Source organism: Clostridium sp. (genome assembly GCF_034179595.1).
In the GTDB taxonomy this organism is placed as follows: Bacteria; Bacillota; Clostridia; order Clostridiales; family Clostridiaceae; genus Clostridium.
Map to the genome: position 1 here is coordinate 1 of NZ_JAXFPT010000047.1, position 17,453 is coordinate 17,453.

Genomic DNA, 17,453 nt, shown 5'->3' on the forward strand with positions numbered 1-17,453 from the left:
TTAGATTATAAGCGCAAATATAAGCAAATGATGAAGCATGTTGATGCATTGCCAGAGTATTATACTTTTGCATTTAAACAAATCCAAAAGTATATCTATACTGTTGGTGGAATTAGTGGAGATATTACAACATTTAATAATTTAAATATATTTAGATTTATTTGAAGCAAGTTCAGCAAATAAAAAGCATGTGCTTGAGGTGACAGGAGAAGATGTTGCTAGATTTTATGATGAACTTATATGTGATACTAAAAAGTGGATAAATAAATATGGTGATAAATTAAATACCAATGTTAATAACAAATTAAAAAGAAAATAACTTTAAAAATGATAAAATATACTAAGAAGACTGATAGAGCAATTAGTATTAAAAAGACAGGGCTTTTAATAAAAAGCTCTGTCTTTTTGATGTTAACTTAAGTTTATTCTATAAAATGTCCTGTGCTTTCTATGCATTTTTCAATTTCACTTTTAGTTGCAGGTGGATTATATATTACTTCAACGCTTCCACGACCTAAATCTATACAAACATTATCTACACCTTCAATTTTACTTAGTGCATTTTTCATTTGTGTTTTCATAGTTTCATTTGCTAATCCATTAACGTTATAATGTTGTCTTTCCATATTTTCAGCTCCCTTTAAAATTTAGACTTTTTTTATATCAAGTATAGTATGTTCAAATTTTAAATTTCTTATATATTAAGTTGCAATTTGATATAGAAATAAAAAAGTATGTATAATATTAGTGAAAACTTTATTAGAGGAGGCAAAAGATGAAAAGCAATTATCATACACATAATTATAGATGCAATCATGCAGTAGGAAACGTAGAAGAATATGTAAAGGAAGCAATTTCAGAAGGTTTTGATGAAATAGGTATTTCAGATCATTTACCTCATCCTGGTAAAAACATAGATAATGGAAACAGAATGAGATATGAAGAACTTAAAGAATACTTTGATGAAATAGATGATGTAATAAAAAAATATTCTAAAGATATATCTATTAAAAAAGCTATTGAATGTGAGTATTTTGAAGATTTTGATTGGCTTTATAAAGAATTAAAAGAAAAACATAAAGTTGATTATCTTTTACTTGGAGTTCACTTTTTTCCTTATAAAGGAGAATGGCTTTATATAGGTAAAGTAGAATCAACTCCTGAAATATTAGAAAGCTATGTAGATTACGTAATAAAATCTATGGAAAGTGGTTTATTTAAATGTGTTGCACATCCAGATCTTTTTGGACTTAGCTATATAAATTGGGATGAACATGCAATTAAGCAATCTAGAAGAATACTTGAAGCTGCTCAAAAGTTAGATCTTCCATTAGAGATAAATGTTAATGGCTTTAAAAAGTCTAGAGTAAAATACAATAATGGTGAAAGATATAGTTATCCTATAAAAGAATTTTGGCTATTATCAAAAGAATATAATGTAAAGAGAATAGTTGGTATTGATGCACATAAGCCTCATGATATGAGAGATTATGATATGGGATTAAATTTTGCAAAAGAACTTGGATTAGAAACTATAGATAGATTAGAATTTTAAAAATAATATTAAAATCATATATATTGCATAACTTCACTAAATTTTGAAAATCATAGTATTGTTAAGAAAATTATAGAAAGTGTGATATATATATATGGCAGTAGAAAAAGTAAGATTTCTAGCACACAAAAATATAAAAGGAATACCAAATGTTATATACATAAAAGGAGATAACATAGAATGTATAATAAAAGAATATATAAATATATGTTCTTTACTAAATATTGAAGGAAGATTATTAGAATTTAAAAATAATGAAGCATACATAACTTATTATAGGGAAAAGGTTAATTCATTTATTCTTTATGGAATAATAGATGGTAATAATGATATATATGAAAAGGCTAAAAGATTATTAGAAGATGATTGGAGCTATGAAATAATAAAGCAATTAGATAATAATAATATTCCTTCAATAAATATTGATGATGATAGTATTAAAATTGGATATGGAAAAAATTCAATAACACTATTAAGATCAGAAAGTTATAATAAAAAAGTTTTTGAGATTGTTTCTAACTTAGATAATAATGGAATTATTCCTATAATTGCAATTACAGGAACTAATGGAAAAACAACCACAACAAGACTTATACATAATACATTAATGGGTTTAGGCTATAAAAGCGGGGCATCTACTACTGGTGGAATATATATTGGAAAAAAAGCAATAAAGACAGGCGATACAACAGGGTATTATAGTGCTTTAGAGGTTTTAAAAGATGATAGTATAGATGTTGCTGTTTTAGAAACTGCAAGAGGTGGAATGATAAAAAAGGGGTTAGGTTTTAAAAGTGCTAAGGTTTGCGTAATAACATCTTTATCAGAAGATCATATGGGTATGGAAGGAATAAATACCATAGAGGAGCTTGGAAAAGTGAAAAGCCTTATTAAAGAAGGTCTAGATAATGATGGGGTTATGGTAGTTAGAGCAACTCAAGATATAGTAAATTTATTTAATGATAAAGATAAATTAATATTATTTGATGATAATTGTAATGAGCTTATAAAAAGACATGTTCAAAGTGGTGGAGAAGCTTTTTATGCAGAGGATGGCTTTATAATACAGAACAAATCAGGTGAAGAGAAAAGATTAGTAAAACTTAGTGATATAGATTTTACCCATAATGGAATATCAAAAAGTAATACAAGAAATGTAATGACAGCAATAGCTTCAATAAGTAAAATACATGATGATATCCATGAAATAATTGATAGTATAAAAAGTATAAAATGCGATTTGGATACAAATAGGGGAAGGCAAAATATCATCGATATAAAAGATTTTAAATTAATAATAGATTATGGGCATAATAGTGAAGCTTTTTATGAAGTATTTAATATGGCAAAATCTTTAAATCCAAAAACAATAACAGGAATTATAACAGCACCAGGAGATAGAAGTGATGAGCATATAATTAAACTTGGAGAAATAGCAGCAAGTTATTGTGATAAGGTGATAATAAAAGAACAAGAAGATAAAAGAGGTAGAAAAGAAAAGGAAACAGCAGATTTATTATATAAGGGGCTTAAAAATAAAAACTTTAAGGATGAAAATATAAGTTTATTTATAAAAGAAGAGGATGCACTTTCAAAAGCTTTAAATGAAGCAAAAGAAGGAGAAGTTATAGTATCATTTAGTCAATTTTTAGATATAACCATGCCTGTTATAAATAAATATTTATTAGCTAATAATTTAAATCCAATTAAATAAAACTGTACTTAGAATTAAGTACACTTTTTTAAAATTAACTAAATATTTGCAAAAACTCTTATATACTTGCAGATTATTTATATACGGGATAACTCACAATATAATTTAATTTATCATAAATTAATATCAAGATTTGTCTTTACTAATAAATGTTATGAGGGCGATAATATGAAAAAAATATTATTATCAATGTTAATAGGTATAATATTTTTAGGAGTCACTGGATGTGATTCTATGGAACAATTTACAAAAGGTATAAAAGAAAAAGTCGGAGGCAGGAAAACTCAAAGTAAAGAAATTGAAGATATAAAAAAGGAAATAAAAGAAGAAGTTAGGGAAGAACAAGAAAAACAAAAACGTGAAAAGCAAGAAAAAGAAAAACAAGAGGTAAAAGAAAAAGAGCAGAAAGAACAACAGTTAAGAGAAGATATAAGAGTAGAAATAGAAAATGAATACGAAGAAAAATATAGATATGACTCAAGTTTAGATACAGCATGGCAAAATCAATACTTTTTAGATACAGATTATAAGGGGAGAGTTAGATATCAGATGGATGAATATTTAAGTGACCAGTTAGATTCACTACCTTTCCCAGTAAGGTATCAAGCTTATTATGGTGGTGGTCCTTATAATTTTAGTATTAAAGTATGTTTAAAAGGAATTAATGGAGATAGTAAAATATTAGCTAATCAAAGGCAAATTTTATTAAATTTATTTGCACAATATAATTATGAAACTGAATCAAAAATTCAAAATGTTTATTTTTTTAATATAGATAATACTGCAAATTATCAATATTCTTTCAATAATTCTACAGGTAACTTTGTGAGAGATTAAAAAATTTTAACATTAAAGTTGCATTAATAGATTTATATAAAAATATCACCTAATAAAAAATTTTGAATATACTTATTATTAAGGAGGATATCTACTTAAAAAGGTTTCCTCCTTTTTAAGCATATGAGGAAGAAGGTGTATTCGTAAAGATGGAAAGATTAGAAAGAATTTTTAAAGAAGCATCACTTAGAGCGGTGATTTTTTCAAAGGATAAATTAGGGATAAAACTTGATTTTTCAGAAGAGAGTTTAGACTATTTAGATGATATATTAGAAGTATTTCATAAGGCAAATGAAAATAATCAATTTGATAATGATAAGATTTTAGATTTATCTATGACATTTGGAGGATATCTTGGTGAAGTTATAAGTAAAAATATTGGTGGTGTATGGGAAGAAAATGATGGAAAAACAATATTTTTAGAAGTTAATAACAATAAGGTATTGCCTTTAAATATAGTATATAAAAGAATAAATATTGGAGAAAGGGCATCGATAAAGCGATGGTATATTAAATTTAAAGAAAAGCTATGTTAGAAGAGTCGATTATCTAAAAGCAATCTAGAAGAAAATATAAACTAGGTTGCTTTTAATTTATTATAAATTATAATATCTTTATAGAAGTTTTAAAGGAGAAATACATATATGAAAAGATTTAAAAAAGTATATATAGAAATAACTAATGTATGCAATTTAAGTTGTAACTTTTGTCCAAAAACAAGCAGAAAATTGCAGTTTATGGATGAAGATGCTTTTATAGAGATAATAAAAAAGGTAAAGCCATATACCGATTATATATATCTACATTTAATGGGAGAGCCGTTTTTAAATCCTAATTTAAAGAGATTCTTAGAAATAAGCCATGAATATGGGTTAAAAGTAAATATAACAACAAATGGAACGCTTATAAATAATGTTAAAGATATATTATTAGAGTCAGAAGCACTTAGACAAGTTAATATATCCCTTCATAGCTTTGAAGCTAATGAAGAGACTATGACTTTAGAAGAATACATAGATAATGTAATGAATTTTATATTAGAAGCTAGAGAAAAAGGAAAGATAATAACATCAACAAGGCTTTGGAATATGGATAGTGAGAATTTAAAAGGTAGCAATAAATATAATCAAGATATAGCGGATATGATTAAGTCAAAGTTAAATCTTGAAATAGACTTAAAAGAAGCACTTAAAAATTCTAGAGGTATAAAGTTATGGGATAAGGTTTATTTAAATATGGCAGAAAAATTTGAATGGCCAGATATAGATAAACTTGATACAGATTGTGAGATATTTTGCTATGGATTAAGAGATCAAATGGGAATTTTAGTGGATGGGACAGTAGTTCCTTGTTGCTTAGATAGTGAAGGAAACATAGCTTTAGGAAATATTTTTAAAGAAGATTTAGAGGATATATTAAATAGTGATAGAGCAAAAAATCTATATGATGGATTTTCAAGAAGAAAAGCAGTAGAAGATTTATGTAAAAGATGCGGATATGCAACAAGATATAAAAAATAATTATTATAAATAAAATACCACTAAAAATTTAGTGGTATTTTATTTATTTTCTAAAAATTAAAAGCCTCTTTTTTTAGCTTCAATTCCACTTTCATTTATTTCAGGTTCTTTTGTTGTTGATACGAAAGTGTTTCTTGACCAATGTTTAGGATTTTTTGATCCATTAGTATTATAATTTTGTTTTGAGTAGATTCTTTCATTTTCATATTTCATAAAATCATCTCCTAAAATTCATTACATAAGTAGTATTATACTAATGGAGAATTTTTATATTATAATAATGTTTCATTTTTTAATAAAAAAAGGATACATTATATTTATTCTGAACGTAAAGCATCAATTGGAAGAAGTTTTGAAGCTTTATTTGCAGGCATAAGTCCAAATACTACACCTATAAAAATTGAGAATCCAAGTCCAAAGAATACAACGCCCCATGAAATACCAGAACTTACTCCAAGCACAGAATTAAATGCTAAGGAGCCTAATATTCCAAGAACTGCACCAATTATTCCACCTATAAGACTTATTACTATAGATTCAATTAAAAATTGTATTAAAATATCTTTTCTCTTTGCACCAAGTGCTTTTCTTATACCGATTTCTCTTGTTCTTTCAGTAACTGATACTAGCATTATATTCATTATTCCAATACCACCAACTAATAATGATATACCTGCAATAACACCTACAGTTGTTGTCATTGTGCTTTGCATTGATTTTATTGTATCTAATATTTGTTGTTGATTTATTATAGTATAAGGCTTAACTTTATCATTATCAGATTCTTTATAATTAAAAACTCTATTAAGCCTTTTTTCAATAGCAGTCATAGTGTTATCTATGTTTTCTGTATCTTTAACTTGCAGATATAAAGTTGAAATAGATGTATTTTTTACAAGTCTTTCAACTGAAGTTATAGGTGCATACACCTTTTTGTCTGTTGAATTTAAGGCAGAGCCATCTTTTGAAAGAACTCCAATTACTTTATATCTAACACCACTTAATGTTACATATTTTCCTATAGGATTTTCAAATCCAAATATATCTGATGCAATTGTATTTCCAAGTACAACAACTTTAGAATTATATCTAACATCAATTGGCAGAATAAATCTACCTTTTTCTAGTTTTTTATTTTCTAAAGAAATAAAATTATTATCTGTTCCAACTATAGAAACTGCTTTGTTATGATCTCCATATCTTAAATCAACATTACCATTAACATCAGCAGACATCTTTTCTATATTTGATATGTCCTTAAATTTTTTTGAATCATCATAAGATAACTTTTTAGTTGGATCTTGTGAAGTTATCATAACACTTATTAAATTTGAACCTAAATCAGACATTTGTGAATTCACACTTTCAGTCATTGAATTTGCAACAGATACTAAAAGTGTTACTGAAAGCACTCCTATGATTATACCAAGCATTGTAAGTAATGAACGCATTTTATTTGATAGAAGTTGCTTAAATGCTAATTTAAAGCTTTGAATTATCCCCATTTAATCACGCCCTTTCTTCGTATAATGTTCCATCTTTAATTCTTATTATTCTTTTTGCTTGATCTGCAACACCAAGGTCGTGAGTTATCATTACAATAGTTCTTCCTTCAGCATTTAATTTTTTTATAAGAGTCATGATTTCTTTACTTGTCTTTGTATCTAAAGCACCAGTAGGTTCATCACAAAGAAGTATTTCAGGGTTAGTTACAATCGCTCTTGCAATTGCAACTCTTTGTTGTTGTCCTCCAGATAGCTGAGTAGGTAAGTGATTTCTTCTATCAGCTAATCCAACCTTTTCTAAAGCTTCTATAGCACGCTTTTTTCTTTCACCTGATGGTATTCCTCTATAAATAAGTGGAAGTTCAACATTTTCAAGAGCTGTTAGCTTACTTAATAGATTAAATTGTTGAAATATAAATCCAATCTTTCTATTACGTATTTCAGATAATTTATTATCATTTAATGTTCTAACATCTTCACCATCTAATAAATATACTCCAGAATCTACTTTATCTAAACATCCTATAAAATTCATAAAAGTGGATTTACCAGAACCAGAAGGTCCAACGATTGCTACAAATTCTCCCTTTTTTACTTTAAGAGAAATATTATTTAATACTTGAAGGTGTTCATCTCCCATTGTATAGCTTTTACAAGCATTTTCTACATCAATAACATATTGCTCCATATTAGTTCCTCCTAAGATTTATTTTAATTATCCATCATAGGAAAACCTGTATTTTTATTATTTACTAATGTAGGAAGTTGAACTTCATCTCCATTAGATAAGCCTTCTTTGATTTGTATATAATCATCATTATGAATTCCTGTTTTAACAAATTTTTTCTCGTCAGTTGAAGGAATTATAACATAAGTTTTGCCAGAATCATCTTGATTTATTGCTTCAATTGGAACATATAAGATATTATTTTTCTTTTCAGTAGTTATTGTTCCAGTACCAGTCATTCCAGCTTTAAGTCCTTTAATACTCTTATCAAAAGAAACAATAACTGTGTATGTAGTAACTCCATTTACGGTATTACCAACATCAGATATACTTTCTATTTTTCCTTTAAATGTTTTATCAGGGAATGCATTTAAATCAATATTTACAGTTTGATCTTCCTTTAAGTTTACTACGTCAATTTCATCAACAGTAAGCTCAAACTCTAAATTATCATAATCAGGATTTGCTTTATTTTCTGGTACAACTATACCAGATGATGATACAGAAACCTTAATTTCCCCTTTCTCTACTTTTGCTGTTTGATAAACTTCAACATTTTGATTTGCTTTTTCTTTTGATTTTGAAACTGCAAAGCTAGCTCCAACTCCTACTACTATAACTGCACATATTATAGCTACTATAATTTTTTTAGCTGTTTTACTCATCTTTCTCCTCCTAAATTATATTTTGTTCTAGATAATAATTAATAAATATTAGTATGTAATAAATTAATAGAAATTAATTATTATCTAATTAATTAATGTTTTAAACGTATGATTTTATTATAAATATTACATAGAAAAATATAAATAAAAAAATGAAAATATATGGATATAAAAATAATATAATTATGTATTAAATGTTTACATAGAGAATATAAATTATTTATCAGGAGAAAATAATATTTAATATTTTAAATAATAGGAGGATGAATTTATGGATAATAATTCAATACCAAACATGGATAGTTATGTAGCAAAATATATGGATGAAAATGGATGTAGCTTTGAGGAAGCTTGTGCTGAATTAGGATTAGATAAAGATACTGTGTTTAATCAAAGATATAATAGTGAATTAGAATAAATAGTAAAGGATGCTTAATATAAGCATCCTTTTTTAAAATTTCTTTATTAATTTTGAAAATTTTACTTAAAATGAATATAATATATGACGAGAGCTTATTTTGAAGTTAAGAAAAGAGGTAAAAAAATGAAGTTAAATAGAAACGATAACTGCTGGTGTGGTAGTGGAAAGAAATATAAAAAATGTCATGCTGAGTTTGATGAAAAATATGAAGCATTAAGAAAACAAGGATTTTTAATGCCTTCTAGAAAGCTTGTAAAAAATGAAGAACAAATACAAAAGATAAAAGAAAGTGCAAAAATTAATAATGCTGTATTAGATCTTGTTTCAGAAAAAATAAAAGAAGGTATGAGTACTGAAGATATAGATAAGATTGTATATGACTACACAGTAAGCCAAGGGGCTATACCTGCACCATTAAATTATGGTGGATTCCCAAAGAGTGTTTGTACTTCAATAAATGAAGAAGTATGCCATGGTATACCTGATAAAAATATAATTTTAAGAGATGGAGACATAATAAATGTTGACGTATCAACAATAAAGGATGGATACTATTCAGATGCATCAAGAATGTTTATGATAGGAAATGTTTCAGAAGAAGCAAAGAGATTAGTTGAAGTATCAAAAGAATGTCTTCAAAAGGGTATTGAAGCTGTTAAACCTTGGGGATTCTTAGGCGATATAGGAGCAGCAGTTCAAGAGCATGCTGAAAAAAATGGATATTCTGTTGTTAGAGATTTTGGTGGACACGGAATTGGTTTAGAGTTCCATGAAGATCCATTTGTTGCTCACGTAGGAGAAAAGGGAGAAGGAATGGTATTAGTTCCTGGAATGATGTTTACAATAGAACCAATGATAAATCAAGGTGATTATGGAGTATTTGTTGATGCAGATAATGATTGGACTGCAATAACAGAAGATGGTTCTCTTTCATCACAATGGGAACATATGATTTTAGTTACAGAAGATGGTATAGAATTAATTTCTTACTAGAATATAGATTATTAAGTAGTATAAGGTGTGGAAAAATAGTGTTTCTACACCTTATATTGTTTTTACTATAAATGATATATTTTACAAATATTAATAAAATGTAAACTTTAAGTTAAATGTGATTAATGTCATTAACAAAGAGCAATAAAGTCTATATAATTAAAAAAGCAATATGTATCTTAAGGAGAGCGAATGAATAATAAAAAGAGATTAGGGGATCTTTTAGTTGAACTTGGATATATAACAGAAGAGCAAGTTTTAGAAGCTATAAAGGTACAGAAAACTACAGGAAAAAGACTTGGACGTATTTTTGTAGAGCTAGGATATATAACAGAAGATGGACTATTAGATATATTAGAGCTTCAACTTGGAATTCCTAAAATAAATTTAGATCTTATAGATATTGATATGAATGCTGTATCAACGATATCAGAAGGATTGGCTAAAAAATATAATTTAATACCAGTAGGTTTTAAAGATGGAAAATTAGTTGTTGCAATGTCAGACCCTCTTAATATTTTTGCAGAAGAAGATGTGATGTTAGCATCAGGGTATAAGATAGATGTTAGAATTGCAAGAGGATCAGAAATTAATGATGCAATCACAAAGTACTACTCAAAAGATTATATGTCAAAGACTGAGGTAAAATTAAATGAAGTAGTAGAAGAGGACATAGAAGACGAGCCTATAATTGAAAGTGAAGAAGATTCACCAACAGTTGTATTTATAGATAGGGTTATAGAAAATGCAATAAAAAATAATGCAAGTGATATACATATAGAACCCTATAAAGACAAAATAGTTATAAGGTATAGAATAGATGGAAAATTGAAAAAGCAATTTGAAGCACCAAAGGAACCATTAAATTCTATGGTTACAAGAATAAAATTATTAAGTGGTATGGATATTGCAGAAAGACGTCTTCCACAAGATGGAAAATTCGTAATAAAGATGGATAAAAAAGAAGTAGATTTAAGAGTATCAATATTGCCATCTATAAATGGAGAAAACCTAGTTATTAGAATACTAGATAAAACTTCATTTGAATTTTCAAAAGAGAACTTAGGTTTTACAGATGAAGACATAAAGGTTATAGATAATATAACTAATAAGTCATACGGAATTATTCTTGTTACGGGACCTACAGGAAGTGGGAAAACATCAACCTTATATTCAATATTAAGAGAGATGAAAACTGAAGAAAATAATGTTATTACTTTAGAAGATCCTGTTGAATATACAATGGATGGAATAGTTCAAGTTAATGTAAACTCAAAAGCTGGGCTTACATTTAATTCAGGACTTAGAGCGATTTTAAGACAAGACCCAGACATAATCATGGTAGGGGAAATAAGAGATGAAGAAACAGCTAACATGGCAATGAGATCTGCTATAACAGGGCATAATGTTTTAAGTACATTACATACAAATGATGCGCCTTCTGCGATAGTAAGACTTAATGATATGGGTATACCGTCATACTTAATTGCATCATCTTTAACAGGAGTTATTGCTCAAAGATTAATTAGAAGACTTTGTGATAATTGTAAAGAAGAATATTTAGCAAGTCTTTATGAAAAAGAAGTTTTAGGATTTGATAAATATGAAGATGTTAAGTTATTTAGATCAGTTGGATGTCCTAAATGTTCAGGTACTGGATATAAAGGAAGAATTGGTATATTTGAGATTATGGAAGTAAAGCAAAATATAAAAGAATTAATTGAAAATAATGCTAATTTATATGAAATAAGCAATGAAGCAAAGAAAAATGGAATGAGAACTCTATTTGAAAGTGGAGTTGATGTTGTTAAAAAAGGTATAAGTAGTATGAATGAGCTGATGAGAATAACATTAGTGGATTAATAAGGGAGTAGAAGATATGCCTTTATATAAGTATGAAGCAAGAAATCTTGAAGATAAAGTGCTAAAGGGTAAGCTTAGTGCAAATGATGTAGATGAGCTTAGAAAATTATTAAAGCAAAGAGGATTTTTCTTAACTAAGTATGAAAATGAAAGACAATCCTTAAATATTGACTTTGATATGTTTGTGAAGATACCTAAACAAGATATATCTATATTTTGTAGGCAGATGTATTTTTCATTATCTTCAGGGATAACGGTCTTTAAAAGCATAGAAATAGTAAAAGACCAAATTGAAAACAAAAAACTAAGAAAAATATTAAATGATGTTTATACAGAAGTAGAAAAAGGAAGGTTGCTTTCAGAATCTTTTAAAAAGTATAAAGATTTACCAAACCTTTTTATATATATGATTCAAGTTGGAGAAGAAACAGGGAAAATAGATGAGATAATGGGTAATCTTGCAGATTACTATGACAATCAATACAAACAAGAAAAGAAAATAAAAAATGCTTTGATATATCCAAAGTTTTTATTAATGTTTTCTATATTAATAGTCTTTTCTTTAGTTATTTTTGTAGTACCTGTATTTACTCAAAATTTATTGTCAGCAAATAAAAGTCTGCCATTTTTAACTCAAATAGTTGTTGATTTAAGTGAGTTTGTAAAGACAAGATGGATGTATATAATTTTAGCTGTGTTTGCATTTATGATAATAAAGAAAGTTATATTAGATAAAAGTAAAGCATACAAGCTTTTAAGAGATAAATTTATAGTAAAGTTTAAATTTATAAAAGATATGACTATGCCTGTATACACAGCAAGGTTTGCAAGAACATTTTCCATATTATTTTCAGGTGGAATAAGTGTAGTAAAGTGCATAGATATTACTTCAGATGTTATAGGTAACTTATATTTAAGTAAAAATTTGCTTGAAGGCAAGGATTTATTAAATAATGGAGCTAGTATTTCTGAAAGTTTAGAAAATGGAGGTGCATTTCCAAAGATGCTTATTCAATCTATAAAGGTTGGAGAAGAATCAGGAAGTGTTGATAAAATTTTAAAAAAAGCATCAGAATTTTATGATTCAGAGGCAAATTTTGCAATAGAAAAGATGACAAGCTTAATTGAGCCTATGATGATTATACTTTTAGCATTTTTAGTTGGGTTTATTGTAGTTGCACTATTAATGCCAATGTTCTCAATGTATGATGCTGTTCAATAAAGATAATAAATCTTTTAGGATTTATATATAATAACATTTTAAGAGGAGGAATAAGTTATGAATAAACTTATGAAGAAAAAGAAAAAAGGGTTTACGCTAATAGAATTAATAGCAGTAATCGCAATATTAGCAATACTTGCAGTAGTAGCAGTACCAAGAGTAATCACATATGTAGATAAATCAAAGAAAGTTGCAGTACAAACAGAAGCTTCTACAATATATAATGCTGCAGAAGCTGCATATAATGATGGAAGATTAAAGAATAATGGTAAAGCTATAAATTCTAAAGAGTTTGATGGACTTAGTGTAAGCACTGTAGTTTCTGAACTTAAAGGAGAAACTGGAAGCAATGGAGAAAGCTTATTAAACAATGTAAATACTGATAAGCTTGAAGTAGCAAAGACATTAGGAAATTTAAAAACTATAATGAATGCTGATGTTAATACTCTTGATGTTGATTCACAAGGGATATTACAAAAAGTTCCAGGAATAAACTAATAAATTTTTATGAGAATATTAAAAGGTAGGAGATGAATTTATGAAAAAGAAAGGATTTACACTAATAGAATTAATAGCAGTAATATCAATCTTAGCAATCTTAGCAATAATAGCAGTACCACGAGTAATAACATATGTAGATAGGTCAAAGAAGGTAGCTCTTGTTGAAAATTCAAGGGTAATATACAATATGGCAGAAACTGCATATAATGATGGGAAGTTAACTGATAAAGATGGTGTATCTTTAACTGAAAAAAATAACAATAAAGATTTTGGATCAATACCAGTTATAGATGCAATAGATTCACTTGATAGAAATGGTATTATTAGTAAAAATGATGAAGAATTAAAGAAAATTACAGATTATAGAGATGATCATGAAGTAAATATGGCTAGATTAAGAGATTTACAAACATTAATAAATACTCCAATTGATAAAATTTCAATTGATTCTAAAGGAAATTTAGCAGGGAAATTTAAGAGTTATGATAATAAACATTCTATATATGTACCAGATGACAAAGTTCACAGAGTAAATTAGTAGAATTTATAAGAATTATTTTATAAAAGTTATAATGTTAAAAAGAGGAGTTTAAATGATAGGATTAATGTTTTTTATATTTGGATTGGTATTTGGAAGCTTTTTTAATGTATGCATTTACAGAATACCAAGACAAGAAAATATAGCTTTTCCTCCATCGCATTGTGCAAATTGTGGTAGGGAGCTTAAAGCATATGAACTTATTCCTGTGATAAGTTATTTAGCTTTAGGAGGAAAATGTAGAGGGTGCAAACAAAAGATAAGTTTTATATATCCTTTAATAGAACTAATTACAGGATTTATATTTTTAGGAATGTATATTAATTTTGGTATATCTATAAATACATTTAAATACATAATTTTATTTTCAATACTTTTAATAGAGGCAGTTATAGATATAAAAACTAAGGAAGTTTATTTTAGTGTATCATTAGTTGGTTTTTTATTTGGAATTATATTTTCTATAATTGAAATAATAAATGGTAAGCCTATAATTGAAGGAGTGCTTAGCATACTTATACCACTTATTATAGTAGGTATTATATACTTACTTGCAAAAAGATTTGATGGATTTGGAGCTGGAGATTTAGAAGTTTATCTTTTTATAGCTTTATATTTAAGTCCAATATTAATGGGGCTTACAATAATGTTTTCAATAATTATAGGAGGAGTTTTTGCCATAATACTTTTATTAATGGGTAAAAGAAAAGTTTTAATACCTTTTGTGCCATTTATTTCAATAGGAACACTTATTTCAGTATTATGGGGCATTGATATATTAAATATGTATTTAGCTACATTAAAATAAGGGGAGATTAAATGTTTAAATTAGGAAATAAAAACAGTATAGTTTTGATTCTTAAAGATGAATTTATAGATATATTAGTTGGGAATAAAAAAAGAATAAAGTTATATGATTCAATTCCAATAGAAGAGGGGATATGCATAGAAGGAAGTATAAAAGATGAAGAGAGGTTATCTAAAATATTATTAACATACTTTCTAGAAAATGACATAGAAGAAGATGAAATATCTTTTGTTGTATTTGGAAGTGATGTTGTAACAAGATACTTACAATTACCTAATATGAAGGGTAAGAATTTAAGAGAGGCTGTAGAATTTGAAGTAAAAGAATTAATACAAAATGGTGAAGATTATTACATAGATTATGAAATCATAGGAAAAGAAAAAGGAACTCGTAATCCAAAACTAGATGTATTAGTTGCTGCATGTATAAAGAGTAAAATAGATGATTATGTAAGTTTAAGTAAAGCTTTAGGTAAAAAACTAAATGTAATAGATGTTTTAACAAATACAATAAATAAAGTTTTATTAAATAGTAATCTAGATTATAAAAATAAAACTATAGCATTATTTTATTTAGGTTATAGCTTTAGTATTGTTTCAATAGTAGATGATGGTATTATGAGGATGGAAAGAAATATACCTTTTGGCTTTAAAAATATAATAAGAGAATATAAGAAGAATTATTTAGATTTTGATGCTGTTAAAAATAGAGATGCATATAGCAATTCAATAAGCTTATTAGGATCTTTTGAGGAGTTACCAGCAATAAAGGACATAGTAGATAATTTATTATCTATAGTTTCTAGAACTATAAAATTTTATGATTCAAATAGAGATAGAAATAATGTAGGTGAAATAATAATATTAAATAGTTTAGAACTTAATAATTCAACTGAAAAATATATAAGAAATTACTTTGCAATAAAAAGTAGAGTAATTGATGATGTAGAAAAATCAGGACTAGATATAAACAATATAGATAAAAGATTTGGAAGATTTTTACCTCTTTATGGGCTATTTTTAAGGAGGCATTAATATGAAAAAACAGATAAATCTTAATCCAAAAGCAATAGAAAAAAATAAAAAAAGCAATATAGGAAAGTTTTTAATATGTGGTTACTTATTAATAGTTATTATACTGTTTATAAATGCAGGAATTATATACTACGAAAATAGAGCTTTAGAGAAGAATAATTTAGTTATAAAATCAGAAGTAAAGAATTATAAAGAAGCAGATTATGATTATAGTAATATAGTTAATGATATAAAAAATAAAGAAGATTTTATAAATAAGATTAAATTATTAGAAAAAAATATTTCTGCATGGGAATATGTAGATACTTTAAAAAAATATTTTCCACAGAATGTATATTTAGAAGATATAAGCTTTGATTCAGATAGAATCAATATGGATGGTGTAGCAGATACCAAAGAAGAGGTATCAGTATTTTTAGCTAATCTACAAATGAGTAAAATTTATAAAAATGCAAAACTTACTTCTTTAGAAAATGTAGAAATTACTATAGATGATAATGAAAAAGAAGATAACAACATAAGTAGTGCAGTAAATAGCAATAACACAAATGATGTAGAAAACAATGATAACACTAAAGATAATGATAAAACTTCAAATAAAAAAGAGAAAAAAGATGAGAAAGAAAAAGATAAAAAGGCAAAAGAAAAAGCTAAAAAGCCAAAAGTAATAAATAAAGTTAAATTTACTATTTCAGTAGAAGGAGTAAAGGCATATGAGAAAAAGTAAAGAGGGTAAAAGAAAGAAAAAAGACAATAAGTTTATATTATATATAAAACAATTAAAAAGAAAAGATAAGATACTTTTATTTATAATTATATTAATCTTTACTTTTATCATATTAGAAGAGGGAGTTATAAGACCTTTAACTGATAAGCAAGAAGCATTGCAACATGAAATGGTTACTTTAAATGGGCAAAAGATGAATGCTTTAGATGCAATAGATAAGCAATATAAGTTAAGAGAAAAATTAGATGATGTTACATATAAGTACAATAAGGCTTTATCAAGCTTACCAAAAACAGAAGAACAAGCTAATATACTTAACACACTAATTACAATTTCAAGTGAAACTGGTATAGAATTAAAAGATATTACTTTTGAAAATGGACATAAAACATTAAATAAAGATAATAGCAAAGATTCAAGTAGCAATCAAGAACTTGATGAAATAGATGGAAAAGCTTCAGATGATGAAGAAAATTCTAAAAAAGATGATGTTTTAATAAATAGTGCTAATTTAGAAGTTAGCGGAAGCTTTGACTCTTTACTTAACTTTATAAAGAGGATAGAAGGAACAAAAAGAAAAATAAATATAAGTAGCTTAAATATAGAAAAATCTAGTTTAGATGAAAATGGAAAGATGAAAGAAGTACTTCAAGCAAGCATTAATATAGAGTATTATAATTTAAATTATAAGGAGAAGGAGAAGTATGATTTCAACAAAGGAACATATGGAAAAGAAAATTATTTCAAATAAAAAAGGAATGAGTTTGGTTGAAGTTGTTGCAGCACTTGCAATATTTTCAGTTCTTTTTATTGGTGTTAGTAG

At 26.6% G+C, this 17,453-nt stretch carries 23 protein-coding genes; 18 read left to right on the top strand and 5 right to left on the bottom strand.

All coding sequences use genetic code 11. The features are described from left to right. On the top strand, positions 1-165 hold a 165-nt coding region (locus tag SPJ33_RS05525; RefSeq protein WP_414627209.1), incomplete at its 5' end, for a DUF1048 domain-containing protein. After that, a complete protein-coding gene (locus tag SPJ33_RS05530; RefSeq protein ID WP_414627210.1) occupies positions 146-319 on the top strand; it encodes a DUF1048 domain-containing protein in 174 nt (57 codons plus the stop codon). The genes SPJ33_RS05525 and SPJ33_RS05530, both read left to right, overlap by 20 nt. A gap of 103 nt (positions 320-422) precedes the next feature. Here SPJ33_RS05530 and SPJ33_RS05535 read toward each other — a convergent pair whose 3' ends face one another. Further along, positions 423-626 carry a heavy metal-associated domain-containing protein gene (locus SPJ33_RS05535; protein ID WP_321116975.1) on the bottom strand — a complete coding sequence of 68 codons (204 nt, stop codon included), beginning with the start codon at positions 624-626 and terminating at the stop codon, positions 423-425. A 149-nt stretch (positions 627-775) separates the two neighbouring features. Between SPJ33_RS05535 and SPJ33_RS05540 the strand changes: the two genes are divergently transcribed. The 5 genes from SPJ33_RS05540 (at position 776) to SPJ33_RS05560 (ending at position 5,626) form a co-directional block, all read left to right on the top strand. After that, positions 776-1,555 carry a histidinol-phosphatase gene (locus SPJ33_RS05540; protein WP_321116976.1) on the top strand — a complete coding sequence of 260 codons (780 nt, stop codon included), beginning with the start codon at positions 776-778 and terminating at the stop codon, positions 1,553-1,555. Between the two features lie 94 nt (positions 1,556-1,649). Continuing rightward, positions 1,650-3,269 (top strand): Mur ligase family protein, encoded by a 1,620-nt coding sequence (locus SPJ33_RS05545; RefSeq protein ID WP_321116977.1) that lies wholly within the window; start codon positions 1,650-1,652, stop codon positions 3,267-3,269. A 168-nt stretch (positions 3,270-3,437) separates the two neighbouring features. Continuing rightward, positions 3,438-4,106, top strand: a complete 669-nt coding sequence (locus SPJ33_RS05550; protein ID WP_321116978.1) for a hypothetical protein — start codon at positions 3,438-3,440, stop codon at positions 4,104-4,106. Positions 4,107-4,255: 149 nt separating this feature from the next. Then, positions 4,256-4,642: a hypothetical protein gene (locus SPJ33_RS05555; RefSeq protein WP_321116979.1), complete on the top strand. Its 387-nt coding sequence runs from the start codon at positions 4,256-4,258 to the stop codon at positions 4,640-4,642. Between the two features lie 108 nt (positions 4,643-4,750). Then, positions 4,751-5,626, top strand: a complete 876-nt coding sequence (locus SPJ33_RS05560) for a radical SAM/SPASM domain-containing protein (RefSeq protein ID WP_321116980.1) — start codon at positions 4,751-4,753, stop codon at positions 5,624-5,626. A gap of 57 nt (positions 5,627-5,683) precedes the next feature. Here SPJ33_RS05560 and SPJ33_RS05565 read toward each other — a convergent pair whose 3' ends face one another. The 4 genes from SPJ33_RS05565 to SPJ33_RS05580 form a co-directional block, all read right to left on the bottom strand. Then, on the bottom strand, positions 5,684-5,839 hold the full coding sequence (locus SPJ33_RS05565; RefSeq protein WP_321116981.1) for a hypothetical protein: 156 nt from the start codon (positions 5,837-5,839) through the stop codon (positions 5,684-5,686). A gap of 104 nt (positions 5,840-5,943) precedes the next feature. Next, positions 5,944-7,131 (bottom strand): ABC transporter permease, encoded by a 1,188-nt coding sequence (locus tag SPJ33_RS05570; RefSeq protein ID WP_321116982.1) that lies wholly within the window; start codon positions 7,129-7,131, stop codon positions 5,944-5,946. A 4-nt stretch (positions 7,132-7,135) separates the two neighbouring features. Beyond that, positions 7,136-7,819: an ABC transporter ATP-binding protein gene (locus SPJ33_RS05575; protein WP_321116983.1), complete on the bottom strand. Its 684-nt coding sequence runs from the start codon at positions 7,817-7,819 to the stop codon at positions 7,136-7,138. 23 nt (positions 7,820-7,842) lie between these two features. Beyond that, the gene (locus tag SPJ33_RS05580) at positions 7,843-8,523 is read right to left on the bottom strand and encodes an efflux RND transporter periplasmic adaptor subunit (protein ID WP_321116984.1); all 681 of its coding nucleotides are present in this window, start codon (positions 8,521-8,523) and stop codon (positions 7,843-7,845) included. A 271-nt stretch (positions 8,524-8,794) separates the two neighbouring features. Between SPJ33_RS05580 and SPJ33_RS05585 the strand changes: the two genes are divergently transcribed. The 11 genes from SPJ33_RS05585 to SPJ33_RS10645 all read left to right on the top strand — a co-directional run. After that, positions 8,795-8,941: a hypothetical protein gene (locus SPJ33_RS05585; RefSeq protein WP_321116985.1), complete on the top strand. Its 147-nt coding sequence runs from the start codon at positions 8,795-8,797 to the stop codon at positions 8,939-8,941. 126 nt (positions 8,942-9,067) lie between these two features. Beyond that, positions 9,068-9,937, top strand: a complete 870-nt coding sequence (locus SPJ33_RS05590; protein ID WP_321116986.1) for a methionyl aminopeptidase — start codon at positions 9,068-9,070, stop codon at positions 9,935-9,937. Positions 9,938-10,129: 192 nt separating this feature from the next. Further along, complete coding sequence (locus tag SPJ33_RS05595) at positions 10,130-11,800, top strand: GspE/PulE family protein (RefSeq protein WP_321116987.1); 1,671 nt, start codon at positions 10,130-10,132, stop codon at positions 11,798-11,800. A 16-nt stretch (positions 11,801-11,816) separates the two neighbouring features. Beyond that, a complete protein-coding gene (locus SPJ33_RS05600; RefSeq protein ID WP_321116988.1) occupies positions 11,817-13,022 on the top strand; it encodes a type II secretion system F family protein in 1,206 nt (401 codons plus the stop codon). A 57-nt stretch (positions 13,023-13,079) separates the two neighbouring features. Beyond that, positions 13,080-13,520: a type II secretion system protein gene (locus SPJ33_RS05605; protein ID WP_321116989.1), complete on the top strand. Its 441-nt coding sequence runs from the start codon at positions 13,080-13,082 to the stop codon at positions 13,518-13,520. Positions 13,521-13,560: 40 nt separating this feature from the next. Next, a complete protein-coding gene (locus SPJ33_RS05610; protein ID WP_321116990.1) occupies positions 13,561-14,061 on the top strand; it encodes a prepilin-type N-terminal cleavage/methylation domain-containing protein in 501 nt (166 codons plus the stop codon). A gap of 55 nt (positions 14,062-14,116) precedes the next feature. Next, positions 14,117-14,869, top strand: coding sequence for a prepilin peptidase (locus tag SPJ33_RS05615; RefSeq protein WP_321116991.1), 753 nt, complete (start codon positions 14,117-14,119; stop codon positions 14,867-14,869). 11 nt (positions 14,870-14,880) lie between these two features. Then, the gene (gene pilM / locus SPJ33_RS05620; protein ID WP_321116992.1) at positions 14,881-15,903 is read left to right on the top strand and encodes a pilus assembly protein PilM; all 1,023 of its coding nucleotides are present in this window, start codon (positions 14,881-14,883) and stop codon (positions 15,901-15,903) included. A gap of 1 nt (position 15,904) precedes the next feature. Beyond that, positions 15,905-16,630, top strand: a complete 726-nt coding sequence (locus SPJ33_RS05625) for a PilN domain-containing protein (RefSeq protein ID WP_321116993.1) — start codon at positions 15,905-15,907, stop codon at positions 16,628-16,630. Further along, positions 16,617-17,381, top strand: a complete 765-nt coding sequence (locus SPJ33_RS05630) for a hypothetical protein (protein ID WP_321116994.1) — start codon at positions 16,617-16,619, stop codon at positions 17,379-17,381. Before SPJ33_RS05625 ends, SPJ33_RS05630 begins: the two co-directional genes overlap by 14 nt. Further along, the coding region (locus tag SPJ33_RS10645; protein ID WP_414627211.1) for a prepilin-type N-terminal cleavage/methylation domain-containing protein at positions 17,356-17,453 on the top strand (98 nt) is incomplete at its 3' end. The genes SPJ33_RS05630 and SPJ33_RS10645, both read left to right, overlap by 26 nt.